Annotated in this window: 14 protein-coding genes, 1 tRNA gene and 1 pseudogene; 10 read left to right on the top strand and 6 right to left on the bottom strand. The window is 70.2% G+C overall.

Annotation, left to right across the window (positions count from 1 at the left end; genetic code table 11):
- Nucleotides 1-12: 12 nt before the first annotated feature.
- Nucleotides 13-630 carry a 5-formyltetrahydrofolate cyclo-ligase gene (locus ACQP09_RS13405; RefSeq protein WP_433398829.1) on the bottom strand — a complete coding sequence of 206 codons (618 nt, stop codon included), beginning with the start codon at nt 628-630 and terminating at the stop codon, nt 13-15.
- Between the two features lie 94 nt (nt 631-724).
- Between ACQP09_RS13405 and galU the strand changes: the two genes are divergently transcribed.
- The 7 genes from galU to ACQP09_RS13370 all read left to right on the top strand — a co-directional run bounded on the left by galU (nt 725) and on the right by ACQP09_RS13370 (nt 6,434).
- Nucleotides 725-1,627 carry a UTP--glucose-1-phosphate uridylyltransferase GalU gene (gene galU, locus ACQP09_RS13400; protein WP_432148023.1) on the top strand — a complete coding sequence of 301 codons (903 nt, stop codon included), beginning with the start codon at nt 725-727 and terminating at the stop codon, nt 1,625-1,627.
- Nucleotides 1,628-1,631: 4 nt separating this feature from the next.
- Entirely contained in the window at nt 1,632-2,945 is a 1,314-nt protein-coding gene (gene glp / locus ACQP09_RS13395; RefSeq protein WP_433398825.1) for a molybdotransferase-like divisome protein Glp, read from the top strand.
- Nucleotides 2,946-3,066: 121 nt separating this feature from the next.
- Complete coding sequence (gene moaC, locus ACQP09_RS13390) at nt 3,067-3,576, top strand: cyclic pyranopterin monophosphate synthase MoaC (protein WP_432148025.1); 510 nt, start codon at nt 3,067-3,069, stop codon at nt 3,574-3,576.
- Nucleotides 3,577-3,719: 143 nt separating this feature from the next.
- A complete protein-coding gene (locus ACQP09_RS13385; protein WP_433406579.1) occupies nt 3,720-4,220 on the top strand; it encodes a MogA/MoaB family molybdenum cofactor biosynthesis protein in 501 nt (166 codons plus the stop codon).
- A 17-nt stretch (nt 4,221-4,237) separates the two neighbouring features.
- A complete protein-coding gene (locus ACQP09_RS13380; RefSeq protein ID WP_404069079.1) occupies nt 4,238-4,879 on the top strand; it encodes a GNAT family N-acetyltransferase in 642 nt (213 codons plus the stop codon).
- A gap of 165 nt (nt 4,880-5,044) precedes the next feature.
- Nucleotides 5,045-6,274 (top strand): divisome protein SepX/GlpR, encoded by a 1,230-nt coding sequence (gene sepX, locus ACQP09_RS13375; protein ID WP_433398821.1) that lies wholly within the window; start codon nt 5,045-5,047, stop codon nt 6,272-6,274.
- A gap of 86 nt (nt 6,275-6,360) precedes the next feature.
- Nucleotides 6,361-6,434 (top strand) — tRNA-Ala (locus tag ACQP09_RS13370).
- A 256-nt stretch (nt 6,435-6,690) separates the two neighbouring features.
- On the opposite strand, the gene ACQP09_RS13365 is transcribed toward ACQP09_RS13370, so the two are convergent.
- Entirely contained in the window at nt 6,691-8,454 is a 1,764-nt protein-coding gene (locus tag ACQP09_RS13365) for a hypothetical protein (protein ID WP_433398819.1), read from the bottom strand.
- Complete coding sequence (locus ACQP09_RS13360) at nt 8,451-9,362, bottom strand: hypothetical protein (RefSeq protein WP_433398817.1); 912 nt, start codon at nt 9,360-9,362, stop codon at nt 8,451-8,453. Before ACQP09_RS13360 ends, ACQP09_RS13365 begins: the two co-directional genes overlap by 4 nt.
- A 51-nt stretch (nt 9,363-9,413) precedes the next feature.
- Between ACQP09_RS13360 and ACQP09_RS13355 the strand changes: the two genes are divergently transcribed.
- Nucleotides 9,414-9,773 (top strand): helix-turn-helix domain-containing protein, encoded by a 360-nt coding sequence (locus ACQP09_RS13355; RefSeq protein WP_433398815.1) that lies wholly within the window; start codon nt 9,414-9,416, stop codon nt 9,771-9,773.
- A gap of 212 nt (nt 9,774-9,985) precedes the next feature.
- Here ACQP09_RS13355 and ACQP09_RS13350 read toward each other — a convergent pair whose 3' ends face one another.
- Complete coding sequence (locus tag ACQP09_RS13350; protein WP_433398813.1) at nt 9,986-10,600, bottom strand: hypothetical protein; 615 nt, start codon at nt 10,598-10,600, stop codon at nt 9,986-9,988.
- Between the two features lie 157 nt (nt 10,601-10,757).
- On the opposite strand from ACQP09_RS13350, the pseudogene ACQP09_RS13345 reads away from it, so the two are divergent.
- Nucleotides 10,758-11,989 (top strand): annotated as a pseudogene (locus ACQP09_RS13345) (IS256 family transposase).
- A gap of 257 nt (nt 11,990-12,246) precedes the next feature.
- On the opposite strand, the gene ACQP09_RS13340 reads toward ACQP09_RS13345, so the two are convergent.
- Nucleotides 12,247-12,921, bottom strand: coding sequence for a TetR/AcrR family transcriptional regulator (locus tag ACQP09_RS13340; RefSeq protein ID WP_433398811.1), 675 nt, complete (start codon nt 12,919-12,921; stop codon nt 12,247-12,249).
- A gap of 221 nt (nt 12,922-13,142) precedes the next feature.
- On the opposite strand from ACQP09_RS13340, the gene ACQP09_RS13335 reads away from it, so the two are divergent.
- Nucleotides 13,143-13,559 carry a hypothetical protein gene (locus ACQP09_RS13335; protein WP_433398808.1) on the top strand — a complete coding sequence of 139 codons (417 nt, stop codon included), beginning with the start codon at nt 13,143-13,145 and terminating at the stop codon, nt 13,557-13,559.
- A gap of 919 nt (nt 13,560-14,478) precedes the next feature.
- On the opposite strand, the gene ACQP09_RS13330 is transcribed toward ACQP09_RS13335, so the two are convergent.
- A complete protein-coding gene (locus ACQP09_RS13330) occupies nt 14,479-14,766 on the bottom strand; it encodes a hypothetical protein (protein WP_433398805.1) in 288 nt (95 codons plus the stop codon).
- Between the last annotated feature and the right edge of the window lie 25 nt (nt 14,767-14,791).

Here is a 14,791-nt window from a genome sequence, read left to right as displayed (position 1 = left end):
CTTGACCGGCCGTCAGGCGGTGAAGCGCCGCGCTCCGGCCGGGGTGACCACGGCGTCCACGGGGTGGTCGTGCGGTTCCGCAGGGACCCGCGCGACCACCTCGTTCGCGTACAGGAGCACGATCAGCGCCGGGTCGGCCCCGGCCACCGCGAGCCGGGCCAGCACCCGGTCGTAGCTGCCCCCGCCGCGTCCCAGCCGCATGCCCGCCCCGTCCACGGCCAGCCCGGGCAGCAGGACCGCGTCGGCCTCCACGACGGCGGCGGGGCCGAGCCGGGGCCCGTCCGGCTCCAGGAGCCCGCGCCCGGCCGGCAGCAGGTGCTCCACGCCCTCGTACGCGGCCCAGTCGAGGTCGTTGTCCGCCAGGAGCACCGGAAGCAGCACCCGTACGCCACGCTCCCGCAGCGTGTCCAGCAGGGCCCGCGTCCCCGGTTCGCGTCCCACGGAGACGTACGCGGCGACCGTTCGGGCGTCAGCCAGTTCGGGGAGGGCCAGCGCGCCGGCCGCGAGAACCGTGGCCGCTCCTGTGACGTCTTCCTTGGTCAGGAGAGCGCGGGCGGCGAGCAGTTCGCGGCGAAGAGAGGCTTTTGCGGGCACCTTCACAGATACCTTTCCGGACTTGTCAGGGTTCATTGGAGAGTCACACGGTTCTCGTATGGGCATATTTAAGGGCAAAGTTAACCGGAAGCTCATCTTCCGGGTGTGTGCACCCGTTAAGGTTCTGCGCATGACTCAGTCGCCCCCCAGGATCAGCAAGGCCGTCATCCCGGCAGCAGGTCTCGGAACCCGCTTCCTGCCCGCCACGAAGGCCACTCCCAAAGAGATGCTGCCTGTCGTCGACAAGCCGGCCATCCAGTATGTCGTCGAAGAAGCCGTAGCGGCGGGCCTCTCCGACGTACTGATGATCACCGGTCGGAACAAGCGTCCTCTTGAGGACCATTTCGACCGCAACTACGAACTGGAGTCCGCGCTCACCCGTAAGGGAGACGCCGAACGGCTCGCCAAGGTCCAGGAGTCCAGCGACCTGGCCACCATGCACTACGTGCGCCAGGGCGACCCGCGCGGCCTCGGCCACGCCGTGCTCTGCGCCGCCCCGCACGTGGGCGACCAGCCGTTCGCGGTGCTGCTCGGTGACGACCTGATCGACCCGCGCGACGCCCTGCTGGCCCGCATGGTGGAGATCCAGGAGCGGGAGGGCGGCAGCGTCGTCGCGCTGATGGAGGTCGACCCCTCCCAGGTCCACCTCTACGGCTGCGCGGCCGCCGACACCACCGTCGACAGCGACGTCGTCCGGGTCACGGGCCTGGTCGAGAAGCCGGAGCCGGCCGACGCGCCCAGCAATCTCGCCGTCATCGGCCGGTACGTTCTGGACCCCGCGATCTTCGACATACTGCGACACACCGAGCCGGGCCGCGGCGGCGAGATCCAGCTCACCGACGCTCTCCAGCTGCTGGCCCAGGACGAGAAGATCGGCGGCCCCGTGCACGGCGTCGTGTTCAAGGGCCGCCGCTATGACACCGGTGACCGGGGCGACTATCTGCGTGCCATTGTCAGACTGGCGTGCGAACGTGAAGACCTGGGGCCGGACTTCCGGACCTGGCTCCGTAAGTACGTCACCGAGGAGATGTAACCCCGTGAGCAGCACGATCTGGTCGGTGGACGAGCACCTGGACGACATCCTCGCCACGGTGAGGCCGCTCGAACCCATCGAGCTGCAGCTGCCCGACGCACAGGGCTGCGTCCTGGTGAAGGACGTCGTCGTGGAGGTGGCCCTGCCGCCCTTCGACAACAGCTCGATGGACGGTTACGCGGTGCGGATCGCCGATGTCGAGGGGGCCAGCGAGGAGTTCCCCGCCGTCCTCACGGTCATCGGCGACGTCGCCGCGGGCAGCGCCGGGCTCGCCGACGACCAGGTCGTGGGGCCGGGGCAGGCCGCCCGCATCATGACGGGCGCGCCGCTGCCCGTCGGCGCGGAAGCCGTGGTCCCGGTCGAGTGGACGGACGGCGGTACGGGCGAGGGCCCGGCCGCCGCCATGCGGGCCCACTCCGATGCCCCGGAGGGCGCCACCGGTGAGGTCCGCGTCCACCGGTCCGTCGAGGCCGGTGCCCATGTCCGCGAGCGCGGCAGCGACGTCAAGCCGGGTGACCTGGCCCTGCGCGCCGGATCGATCGTCGGCCCGCCGCAGATCGGGCTGCTCGCCGCGATCGGCTGCTCGACCGTCGTCGTACGGCCCCGCCCGCGCGTCGTCGTCCTCTCCACCGGCAGCGAACTGGTCCAGCCCGGCGAGCAGCTGACCGGCGGCCAGATCTACGACTCCAACAGCTTCGCGCTCACCGCCGCCGCCCGGGACGCCGGAGCCATCGCCTACCGGGTCGGCGCGGTCACCGACGACGCCGAGACCCTGCGCGCGACGATCGAGGACCAGCTGATCCGCGCGGACGTCATCGTCACCACGGGCGGCGTCAGCGTCGGCGCGTACGACGTCGTCAAGGAGGCGCTCTCCTCCGTCGGCGACGAGGACGAACCGGGCAGCGGGATCGACTTCCGCAAGCTCGCCATGCAGCCGGGCAAGCCGCAGGGCTTCGGCTCGATCGGCCCCGACCACACCCCGCTGCTGGCCCTGCCGGGCAACCCGGTCTCCAGTTACGTCTCTTTCGAGCTGTTCGTCCGCCCCGCCATCCGCGCCCTGATGGGCCGCACGGACGACCTCCACCGCCCCACCGTCCGGGCCGTGCTGAGCACCGACAAGGCGCTCACCTCACCCGCCGGCCGCCGCCAGTTCCTGCGCGGTACGTACGACGAGGAGGCGGGCACCGTCACCCCCGTCGGCGGCTCCGGATCGCATCTGGTGGCCGCTCTCGCGCAGGCGGACGCGCTGATTGTGCTGCCCGAGGACACCACCTCCGCCGAGCCCGGCACGGAGACGGACGTGATCCTGCTCCGCTGACCGCCGCCCGGTGGCGGTACGGTATCTGCCGCCGTGCCTTCCGGAGGACCCCCTCCGGGCCCGGCCCGGAGGATCCCCTCCGGCCGGGCCGATCGGCGCCCTTACCGCTGGGTGGAGTGAGTTGAGTACGCAGAACAGGCTGACGCACATCGACGAGGCGGGTGCGGCCCGTATGGTCGACGTGTCCGAGAAGGACGTCACCACGCGCGTCGCCCGCGCGAGCGGCCGGGTCCTCGTCTCGCCGCGCGTCATCGAGCTGCTCCGGGGCGAAGGAGTCCCCAAGGGCGACGCCCTCGCCACCGCGAGGATCGCCGGGATCATGGGCGCCAAGCGCACCCCGGACCTGATCCCGCTCTGCCATCCTCTGGCCGTCTCCGGCGTCAACGTCGACCTGGCCGTGGCCGACGACGCAGTGGAGATCACGGCCACCGTGAAGACGACCGACCGCACGGGCGTCGAGATGGAGGCGCTGACCGCCGTGTCGGTGGCGGCCCTCACGGTGATCGACATGGTCAAGGCCGTCGACAAGAGCGCGGTCATCACCGACGTACGGGTCGAGGCGAAGTCGGGCGGCAAGTCCGGCGACTACCGGCGCACCGCGCCGGAGGGACCGGCGGGACCGGACGCGTGACGCCGCCCGAGCCCGGAGCCCCCGGCCACGAACCCGTGACGCAGCCCGATCCCACCGGAGCCCCCGGCCACGAACAGCCCGCGAACGCGCAGGCGCCGGCGCACCACCGGAGCGCACACCAGGCCGAGCCCACCGGCGCCGCTCTGACCGCCCCGTACGCCGCCCTCGTCGTCACCGCCTCCAACCGGGCCTCCGCCGGCGTGTACGCGGACAAGGGCGGCCCCCTGATCGCCGAAGGCCTCACCGCTCTCGGCTTCACGGTCGACGGCCCGCAGGTCGTGCCCGACGGCGACCCGGTCGAGGCGGCCCTGCGCGCCGGAGTGGCCGCCGGGTACGACGTGATCGTCACCACCGGCGGTACGGGCATCTCACCGACCGACGCCACGCCCGAGGCGACCCGCCGCGTCCTGGACCACGAGATCCCCGGCATCCCCGAGGCGATCCGGGCCGAGGGACTTGCCAAGGTCTCCACGGCCGCGCTCTCCCGGGGCCTCGCGGGCGTCGCCTCCGGCACCCTGATCGTCAACCTGCCCGGCTCCACCGGCGGGGTGAAGGACGGCCTGGCGGTCCTCGGCCGGCTCCTGGTGCACGCCGTCGACCAGCTCCGCGGCGGCGACCACCCCCGACAGGGGAGCTCGAGCTGAACATCGCGACCTGGCCGGTGACGCTGACCGACGGCGAGATCGTCCTGCGCCCGATAAAGATGCGCGACCAGCGGGCATGGCGTGAGGTCAACCGGCGCAACCGCGACTGGCTGCGCCCCTGGGAGGCCACCGTTCCGCCGCCCGCGCCCGGCGGCCCGGTCGCACAGCGGCCCACGTACCGGCAGATGGTCCGCCACCTGCGCGCCGAGGCGCACGCCGGGCGGATGCTGCCGTTCGCCATCGAGTACGAGGGCCGGCTCGTCGGCCAGCTCACGGTCGCGGGCATCACCTGGGGCTCGATGTGCTCGGGCCATATCGGCTACTGGGTCGACCGGAGCGTCGCCGGACGCGGAGTGATGCCGACGGCCGTGGCGCTCGCGGTGGACCACTGCTTCCGCTCGGTGGGGCTGCACCGCATCGAGGTCTGCATCCGCCCGGAGAACGCGCCGAGCCGCCGGGTGGTGGAGAAGCTCGGGTTCCGCTCCGAGGGCGTGCGCCCGCGCTATCTCCACATCGACGGCGCCTGGCGGGACCACCTGATCTTCGCGCTCACGGCCGAGGAGGTGCCGGAGGGGATGCTCCGGCGCTGGCGCCGCACGCGGCCGGTGACGCCGCAGGGCCCGGGGGAGTCCGGGCAGTGGCCCGGACGATCCACGTAATAAAATAAGTGTTCGAATTTGATCGACAGATGGCAGCAATGGTTCGCACTATTGGTGACTGTTGATCCGATCAATCACAAAAAAAGTCCGTGATATCAGCCGGATCGTGCGACACACCGGGCCAATTGGCGGATGCCTCCGCGTAAACCCCTCTACGGTGTGAGCGTGAGCAGCAGCGGCCTCATCTACGCAGTCATCGTCGGGGCCTGGGCCGCCTACTTGGTGCCGATGTGGCTCCGCAGGCAGGACGAGCTCAACGAAGCCCGTCCGACGGAACGCTTCAGCACCGCCATCCGGCTGCTGTCCGGACGGGCGGCGATGGAGCGCCGGTATGCCAGGGAGCTGCGGGAGCGCACCGCCGAGGAGGCGGGGCCCGACGTGGACCCGGACGCCGAGACGGACCGTATGGATTCCGTCGACGTCCGGGCCTTTGCCGCGCCTCCGGCGCATATGGAAGCCAGGGGGCACGACCCGGCGCACGCTCCCGAGCGCGCCCCGGGCCCCCATGCCTCCGACCGCCAGGCGCCCGACCGCCGACCGGCGCACCAGCCACCGGACCGCCAGGCGCCCGACCGCCGGTCCGGCGAGCGCACCGCGCATTCCGGGCCGTCCGCGCCCGCCGGCCCACCGGCCCAGCGCCGCCCGCGCACCGGAGACGCCGACGCCGAGCGGGCCCGGCGTGCCCAGCGCTCCCAGGTTCTGGCCCGGCGCCGACGGACGACCGTCGTCCTCTTCCTCGCCTTCACCCTCGGCGCGGTCGTGGCCGCGGTCGGCGGGCTCGGCTTCCTCTGGGCGCCGGCCGTCCCGGCCGTTCTGCTGAGCACGTACATCGTGCATCTGCGCGCGCAGGAACGGCGCCGGTTCGCGTTCACCATGGACCGCCGCCGGGCCGAGGTCGCGGCGCAGCGGCTGCGCGAGAACCGCCCCCGCAGGCACCAGTCCGCCGCCTCCGCCCCCGCCGACCAGGACGACGACTCCGACGCCCACCACCCGGAGTCGGAACCTGTCCCCACGGTCTCCCCGCAGGAGGCCGGCCGCCGCGCGCTCGTCGAGCAGACGGACCACGCGGAGTGGGTGGACCAGCAGCGCGAACGCGGCCGGGTCCAGGGCGACAGCTGGGAGCCCGTCCCCGTACCGCTCCCCACCTATGTCACCGCCCCCGTCGCCCCCCGGGCCACCGGCGGCGTCGAGGTCGGCGACCCGGAGACGTGGAGCGCGGCCCGCTCCAGCACCGCCGAGCCCACCCAGACCGGCACCTCCCACCCGACCACCCCCGCGGTGGACCCGGCGCCGCGCCAGCGCACCAACCAGTCCCGCCGCACCCGCGACCGGGGCCGGACCCCCCTCTTCGACCAGTACGACGACGAGGACCGGCCCCGCGCCGCCAACGAGTGAGACCCCGGAATCCCGGCACCGCTGACCAGCGGAGGAACGGATTTCCAAGCACCGGGGTGAGGGTGCTAGAGTTTCACTCGTTGCAAGGGCCTGTGGCGCAGTCTGGTAGCGCACCTCGTTCGCATCGAGGGGGTCTGGGGTTCAAATCCCCACAGGTCCACAACGGGCCGTTCACGAGTTAGCTCGGGATCGGTTCACGAATTCCCGTTCAGTTACTTCAACTGGGCGGGATTTCGTGGTTTTCAGGCTTGGTACGACGCGGATGCCGCTCGGGGAAGCCCGGTTCGGCTCTGTGGGCACGGTGAGCGGAGCTGGCTGTGGTTGTGCGGGCATGGCGAAGCGGCCGCAGGACTCGGACGGTCCTGCGGCGCGCTGATGGCTGTCTGGTTGAGCCCGCTTCGTCGCCGACGGAGTTTCTACGGTTCGGGTGGTGGGGCGGAGCTGTCTGCTCCGACCTCCTCGACAGGGTCCTCGTACGGGTCCGGGGTCTCGGGGATGTCGCCGAGGGTGTAGTTCTCCTCCTTCCACAGGCGCTGGTCGCGCAGGAAGGACTCGATGGTCCTCAGGTTCTCGACCATGAGCTGGATGGCGCTCAGCAGGGTCTGGGCGACTCGGCCTCGGCTCTGCCGCTTCTCGCGGGAGTGCAGGAACGTATCGACGTTCTTGGCGCGGCCGTTGAGTCCTTCGACGTGGCTGCGCAGACTTCGGTAGGCACGCTGCCATGCCTCTCGGCCCCAGGGCAGGTCCTGGCGGAGCTTGGGCATGATGTCGACCGGCACGGTGATCGTGGACTGCTGGCAGATGGCCGGACGCTGGTGGGCGGGTCGTTCCGGTGGGCGCACGGTCGGCCTGGCGTCCGGATGGGTCTGCCTGGCACGGTGGTTGGTCAGGTCGATGGTGTGGGGCCGGGCGCGGACGGGACGTCGTGGCGTGTGAACCCGGCGCCGGTGGGCTCCGGAGGCGTCGCGTTCCTTGGCCCAGGGGCAGGTGACGCGGGGGCTGGTGCCGGCGGCGGGGCATTGGCGGCGTTCCAGACCGCGGTGGTCGGCGGACTGTTTGAGCGGGAGGACGTAGGAGTCTGCTTCCAGCATTTCGGGCAACAGCTCTTCGCGGGTCTTGCTCTGCTTGGCGGCGGCCATGCGGTGGTAGGTGTCGATGATCCGCTGGGGGGTGTGAGGGCAGAGCAGGTCGCCCGCGATGGCGAGGGTGCCTTCGACGGCGTTCTTGTCCTTGCGGACCATGGTGGTCTTGTAGTCGAGGACCGGTTTGTAGCCGACGGCCCGTACGGGGTCGTGGAAGTTCTCGACCTTGGCGCCGGAGTAGGCGAGGTCACCGGCCAGGTACCCCTGGATGGGCCACAGACGCTTGACGACCTGGAGCAGGCGGACGGCTTGAGGGCCGATCTGCTTGCCGGGTGTGTGCAGGGACATACCCATGCACAGCTGGGGGTAGCGGCCAGCGAGGGACGCTTCGGTGTGACCGGCGACCAGCAGCGTTGCGCTGTAGCCGAAGGTCTGGTGGCCGCCACCGGAGACGTGGATGCCCGCGCTCACTTCGAGCGAGGCGTGGCGCTTCGTGCTGTGGCGGGCCCAGGTGGGAAGGGCGGTGGCGTCCACCGACAGGTCGCCGGCCCAGGCGTCCATCAGACCTCGGGCGACAGCGGTGCGTACGGGCGTGAGCACCAGCTTGTTGGCGATCCGGGACAGGACCGGTGTCGAGTCGTGGTGCCTGCGGTGCAGCCAGGCGCGCCGGTAGATGACGGCCTGCTCGCGTGGCATACGGGTCCGGCGGTCGTGCCGGGCCGGGTCCAGGACCGTTGTGATGCGCGACCAGGCGTCGTAGAAGCGCTTCGCCGACGCACGCGTCGCCTCGACGTCCGTCCGGTCTACTTCCGTCAGTCCGAAGTACTTGAGCCAGGGCTTGCGCAGGCGGAACTGCACGCACTCCCAGGCGTCGTCCACGTTGGTGCTGCGCAACTCCCGTGCCGCCAGCACCATGCCGACCAGGACGGTCTCCGACATGAGGCCGCGCGGGCCGGGGCGGCAGGACTCCAGCACCGCGAGTTCGTCCAAGACTCCGCTGGCCCGGACGAGGTCGACGACCTGCCGCACGAGGCGGTCGTTCAGCTGGGAGGGGTGAGGTGAGGGGGCGGGCCGGTGCTGCCCGCTGCGGCGCTTCACGCCCAGCCCCGCAGCATGCGCACGGCGGCGTCGCGAGAGATCGCCGGTACCCAGGCCATGTAGGGGGCGAGCGCCGCGGTCGTTTTCATGCCTGCCGCACGGGCCACCAGGTCGGCCGGCACGCGGTCGCGCAACAGGGACACGATCCAGGTGGCTCGCAGGCGCCGGGTGTCCAGGGCGGGGATCTTCGGGTCGCCGGGCTTGGTGCGTTTGACCCAGTTGCTGATGGCGTTCTTCGGGTAGGGGACCTGCCGGTCGGGTGCGTACAGGTAATTGTCCCCGGCGGTCCGGGCGAGTGCGGCGAGTGTCTCCTCCCACAGCGAGCGGCACACGATGAGCCGATCGGTGTCCGGGACGTGGACGACGACGGCGTCGCTGGGCAGAACGTGGATGTCCGTGCCGCGCACGGTGAGGAGTTCCTTGGGCGGCAGGCCGCACCCGGCGCCGAGCGCCAGCAGCGCCTTGCCGTTGCCCCGGCCGGTGGGGACGGGCGGCAGATTGTCGGACCAGGCGTCCAGACGGGTCAGGTCACTGGTGCCGTAGGGCTCGGCGCGGGAGCGGTCCCCACTCAGGTGAGGGCGGGGCGCTTCGCCGCGCTCGACCCAGATGAGGGTCTCCCGGACGCGGGCGAGGATCGAGGCGTAGGTCTGGGTGCTGTTCGGAGCGATGTCGGTATTCAGCAGGAGCGAACGGGTGATGGTGCCCTGCTCCAGCCAGACCGCCGGATCGCGTGCCAGTCCTGCGCGTTCGGCGCTGATGGCGAGGGTCGCCATGACGCCCAGCACCGTGGTGAGCCGGTAGGGCACGTGGTCGGCGACGGTGGCGACGACCATCCGCACCCCGTCGGCCACCGCCTCCCACTCGGGAGCGGCGTCCTTGGGGCGGTACCGCAGGATTGCCTGACTCATCTCGGTATCCAGCGCGATGCACCACGAATATCGGCTGAACAAATAGCCGCATTGCTCGACATAGTGCACATCAACCTGGAGGAGCGCATCTCGATGCCCGGTGGCACGCAGCGCAGTACGGCGCCGAGGGACTTTGCCGAGAACCCGGACGCGTGGCCCCACGCGATCATGATCGGTCACCCTCAGGCGAGGGTCGTCCAGGCGCTCGCGCGCATCCTCGGGAAGAGGTTGGAGGAGCAGGGGCTGAGCCTGCGGCGGGCCGCCGCGCTGACCGGGGTCAACCGGCAGGCGATCGTCAATCTGCTCAGCGGAATCAGCTGGCCCGACGTCGTCACCGTGAGCTTGCTGGAGGACGGACTCGGGGTCGCGCTGTGGCCGGGAGCTGTGAGCCCCGCCTCGGCGGAGTGCTGATGATTTAGGTGAAGTATCCGACATGAAGGCCTGCCTTCTATGCCATTAGTCAGTAAATGGCATGCAGAACTAGGCCACGCGATCCCAGCGGGCGTGCCGTCGATTAGACTGGGATGCACGTGAACCATGATCAGGGGCACGTACGGTGCCGCCGGAGGGCAATCCGGCGGCGCCACCCCTCTCACACAACTGATCAGAGGCGCGTTTCTAGGTCAGGCGGCCTCGGCCTTCTGAGCTGTCGGCAGGTCCTTGGCCACGGCGTAGGTGGCGGAGGCGACCTTCTCCACGCGCCCCTTGCCGACCAGCCGGTTGAGCGCGGTGCGCACGTCCTCGCTGGGGCGCTTGGAATTTCCGAGCTTCCCGGTGTGTCCCTTGGCCCGCAGAAGCTCGATGGTCTCGACCACCTCATCGACGTGCATGGCGCGGTCCGACGTGGCAAGGATCGTCATGACGAAGTCCTGCAGGCTGTTGGACTCATCGTCCTGGAGCTCGTCCAGAGAGGCCGAAACAGCGCCCTGCCGCGGCACGGACGGTTCTTCCGGCGTGTGGGGCGGCGGTTCGGGGCTCTGCGGTGCGGCGGGGTCTGGCTGTGCAGCGTCCCTGGGGCCAGGAACGCGGGCCTCGATGAACTGGTACATCGTCTCCGCCTGCTCCAAGCCCTGCTCCTCGCCTGCGAGCCGGTCCTGGAGTTCGGCGACCACGACGAGAGCCTGCGCGAGTTCGTCGCGCAGCGCGGCGCAGTCGGCACGCCGTTCGTCCCGGTTCTGCCGTATGAGAGCCAGCGCATCGACGAGCAGGTCGGAGCGCCTCTCTGCTCCCTGCGCCATGTGACCTCCTGTGTCTGACGTTGCCTACAGGCACACCCTACGGGGTCTGCCAGGCAGAACATAGAATGATCTTCCAATCTGTAGGTTCTGGATGCGTCCATGCGGTGGTGGTGCATTACGGCCTGCAAGCAGAAGGGCGGCCTCGACCGGCACCGGCTTGCCGCGCGTGGGAACGGTTGTGGGGTGCCCTGGTTCGGTCCGCGAGGTTGCTCGGCGGATGCTGGCCGCCGCTCTGGAGTCGGAGGTGGACCAGTACATAGCCGAACTCGCCGGGCAGCGTGACGAGGCCGGTCGTCGGCTGGTGGTCCGCAACGGCCGGCACCGGCCGCGGACCGTGACCACGGCTGCCGGGCCCATCGAGGTGGCCGCCCCGCGCGTGAACGACAAGCGGGTCGACGAGACCACGGGTGAACGTCGGCGGTTCACCTCGAAGATCCTGGCGCCCTGGTGCCGGGAGTCCCCGAAGATCAGCGAGGTGCTGCCGCTGCTCTATCTCCACAGCCTGTCGTCGGGCGACTTCGTGCCCGCGATGGAATAGTTCCTGGGCTCCTCGGCCGGGCTGTCGCCGACCAGGGTGACTCGGCTGACGCGGCAGTGGACCGCCGATCACGCCGAGTTCCAGCGCCGTGACCTGGCCGGATCCGACTACGTCTACGTCTGGGCCGACGGCGTCCATCCCAAGATCCGCTTGTCCCAGACGCACTCCTGCCTCCTGGTCCTGATGGGCGTCCGCGTCGACGGCACCAAGGAACTCATCGCGATCACCGAGGGCCTGCGCGAGTCCACCGAGTCCTGGGCGGGCCTGCTGCGCGACTGTCGGCGGCGCGGGATGCGCGACCCGATGCTCGTGGTCGGCGACGGTGCGATGGGCCTGTGGAGGGCGCTGGCGGAGGTGTTTCCGCAGACCAGGTACCAGAGGTGTTGGGTACACAAAACAAGGACGTCTCGAACGCGCTGCCGAAGTCCGCGCAGCCCGGCGCGAAGAAGGCTCTGCAGGAGATCTGCAACGCCGAGGACCGTGCGCACGCCGAGAAGGCGGTCACCGCGGTCGAGAAGGCGTACGGGGCGGAGTTCCCCAAGGCCGTCAAGAAGATCACCGGCGAGGTAGACGAGCTGCTGGCGTTCTACGACTTCCCCGCCGAGCACTGGGTCCATCTCAGGACGACGAATCTGATCGAGTCGACCTTCTTCACCGTGAAGCTTCGGACCAAGGTCACCCGCGGCGCCGTCAGCCCGGCCGCGGCCCTCGCGATGGTCTTCAAGCTCGTCGAGTCCGCCCAGGCCCGCTGGCGAGCGGTCGCCGCGCCGCACCTCGTCGCCCTCGTCCGAGCCGGCGCCCGCTTCGAGAATGGCCTCCTCGTCGAACGAGATGAGACCCTCGCAGCGTGATCCACCTTGTGACTGTTCGCGATAGTTGGCGGTTGAGCGGGTGCGCCTGACTGGTCACGGCGCTTCTGTTCACCGCAGTTGGCAAGTGCAGTTCACGGTAGCCGGCGAGCCCGTGGCCGAAGCAGCCGGTTCCGCGAGGTCTGGGCGGGAAATGCTCGGTGAGGGCGTCGCGTGCGATGAGGTACGACGCCCCTTCACCGAGGGCAGGGCCTGCGGGTTGCTGGTGACCGACTTGACCGATGGGGATTCGGGTCGGTCTATGCGGCGAGTTCCGGCTCCAGGCCGTCGAGGAGGGCTTGGAGGCCGAACTCGAAGGTCTTGTCGGGAGCGGCGGCGTAGTCGGCCGCCGCCTGGGTGTCCAGCCGGGCGCGCAGGCGCGGATAGCGCATGGCGATCTCCTGCGCCTTGGTCATGGTGTGCTGGAACTGCTCTTCGGCGGTGCTGTGGGCCTCGTTGAGTTTCCGTGTGAGTGAGGCGGTCGCGGCGATGCCGGCCGCGTTGCCGAGGACGTAGGTGAAGACGGCGGCCGCGGCCTGGTCGGCCTGGGCGCCGGTGAAGCCGGCGGATTCGTAGACGGCGAGGCTGTGGTCGTCGTGGCGGGCTTTGCCCTCGCCGTAGACGACGTGCGCGGTGAAGACCTGCACCAGCCATGGGTGCCGGGTGAACATCGCGTACAGGTCGGTGGCCATGGCGGTGGCCGCGGTGCGCCAGTCGGCCTCGTCAGGGTCGGGCAGCGTGAGCTCGCCCCACACCTGGTCGGTGGCGAGCAGGACGAGGTTGTCCTTGTTCTTGACGTGCCAGTACATGGCCGTGGCGGCGGAGTTGAGCCGGTTGCCCAAGGCGCGCATGTTGAGCCCCTCCAAGCCCTCGGCGTCCAGGAGCTCGACGGCGGTGCGGACGATCTGGTCCCGGGTGAGGGTGTCGCGTGCCATGGCCTCACCGTACGCAGCGCTTGCACAAAGTTCAAGAAGGTACTTGCACGCTGTTCAAGTCTGGGCTTACCGTCTTCTCGGCCAGCCAGTTGAACTAAGTGCAAGCCCAAGGAGAGTCCCGTGAACACTCTTGCCGCCGTCATGCAGCTGCTCGTCGCCGCCGCCTTCATCAGCATCCTGTTGGTCCGCCACCGTTCGGCCCCGCCGCGAAGGCCGCCGCGGTGGCCGAGCTCCGCCGCCAGAACGTCCGTCCGGAGGTGCTGGAGGAGAACAAGCTCCGGTTCGACGCCGGCGGTCACGAGACCGCGGCCCCGGTGGCCGTGGCCGTCGTGATGACCGCCACCGCCGCCGTGAACTTCGCGGGCGCCGACCTGGCCCAGCTGCTGACCTGGATATTCTCCTCGCTGGTGCTGCTGATGAACGCGGTGATCGTCTACAGCAACCTCACCGCGGTGAAGTCCGTGGAGGCCGCCTTCCGGCGCAAGGACGACCCGGAGCTGGCTCGCGTCGAAGTCGAGCCTTTCCTCCAGGCCGCCGAGGGCGCCTTCCCCCACTGGGTGCGCGCCCAGACCTACCTGCGCAACACCGTGGTCTTCGGCGGCTCCGCCGTCGCGCTGGTCGCCGTCTCCCTTATCTGACAACGCTTATGGGGTAGGGCCTTCGCGGCGATGTGGTCGCAGCGAAGGCCTGCGCCGTTCTCCAGCCGCATGCGCCCGGGTCGACGAGGAGGCCCTCTGCCCACAAGCCGGACACCGGCCCCACTCGTCCGCTGCCCCGGCTCGCCAACTGCATGAACATCCGCCAGCCATCGCGAACAGTCACACACCTCAACTAAATGCACAGGTCTTGAAAATTACTCCTACCTCAGCGGGTCCGCGTCAGCCGCCTCAACGGTGGCGTTCGGGCCGCGAGGCTCTGCAACGGCCTTCGTGCGGTTCGCGGATGCATGCCTGTCGAGCGGGCCAGCAGATCGTGCAGGTCGGAGGTTGCGAACTACCACTGCGACGGTTTTGCTGTGGGCCGGGAACGCGGTCGGCAGTCGGCCCGCTGCATTCTTGCCGCGATGGGAGGAGCCGTTGCGAAGGGCTCGGAACACACGTCGCTCGCGAAGGGCTCCTGGTGCCGTGGACCTGGACAGAGGCATTCTCGCCGGTGCCGATGACGTGCTCGCCCGCGCCCGGGGACTTGCCCTGCCGCCTTCGGGGCCAAGGCCCAGTACCCGCTGGGCCTTGGCGCGGAAGATGCGGGCGACGATGAGATTCAAGGTCGGTGCTGCCAGTGTTCGAGCGCGTCCCTGCGCAGCCGGCGGCGCACCGTGGACGCCGAGACGCTGTTGGTGATGCCACGCGCGGTCGGCCCGGCAGCAGTACGGCGACTCGCCGGTCTCGGCCGGCAGCCGGGAGACCAGTGCTGTGGTCTCGGCGGTGATACGGGCGTCGGCGCGGCCCGGGCCGTGTGCGGCACGACCTGCGCGCGCATTCGGGCCTGGCCATTGAGGACGGTCAGGCACCGGCCGCGGCCTCCTGTTCGCGTGGCCGCTGGGGCTGGGCCGGATCCTCACCCCCGATGCTCGTCGGCCGGCGCCTTCAGCAGCCGGTCCAGCTCCTGCCCGGCCTCGTCGTACCCGGCGTCGGCGATCCGTTGCAGCTCGCGCAGGTCGTCGGCGGCGGCCGCGCGTCGAGTGAGGAGGAGCCCGGCATGCTGGGATCCTTCGTCCAGCAGATCGTTCAGCTCCCCGAGATCGTCGGCCGCGTCGGCAAGGTCGGCCAGCCGGTCCAGAGCGGTCTCGTTACCCGCGTCGGCCAGTTCGCGCAGGGTCTTCCGATCGATGTTCGTGTTCGTCATGACGCCATGCTGCAACCCTGCCCCA

It is taken from the genome of Streptomyces sp. CA-146814 (assembly GCF_050942385.1).
Taxonomy (GTDB): domain Bacteria; phylum Actinomycetota; class Actinomycetes; order Streptomycetales; family Streptomycetaceae; genus Streptomyces.
The sequence above is the reverse complement of the archived record's forward strand: the minus strand, read 5'-3'. Positions and strand labels throughout refer to the sequence as shown.

What these genes read in the sequence shown, in the direction of transcription:
- ACQP09_RS13330 (WP_433398805.1), bottom strand. Translation starts at nt 14,766, where the DNA reads ATGACGAACACGAACATCGATCGGAAGACCCTGCGCGAACTGGCCGAC.
- ACQP09_RS13405 (WP_433398829.1), bottom strand. Translation starts at nt 630, where the DNA reads ATGAACCCTGACAAGTCCGGAAAGGTATCTGTGAAGGTGCCCGCAAAA.
- galU (WP_432148023.1), top strand. Translation starts at nt 725, where the DNA reads ATGACTCAGTCGCCCCCCAGGATCAGCAAGGCCGTCATCCCGGCAGCA.
- ACQP09_RS13350 (WP_433398813.1), bottom strand. Translation starts at nt 10,600, where the DNA reads ATGGCGCAGGGAGCAGAGAGGCGCTCCGACCTGCTCGTCGATGCGCTG.
- ACQP09_RS13360 (WP_433398817.1), bottom strand. Translation starts at nt 9,362, where the DNA reads ATGAGTCAGGCAATCCTGCGGTACCGCCCCAAGGACGCCGCTCCCGAG.
- ACQP09_RS13340 (WP_433398811.1), bottom strand. Translation starts at nt 12,921, where the DNA reads ATGGCACGCGACACCCTCACCCGGGACCAGATCGTCCGCACCGCCGTC.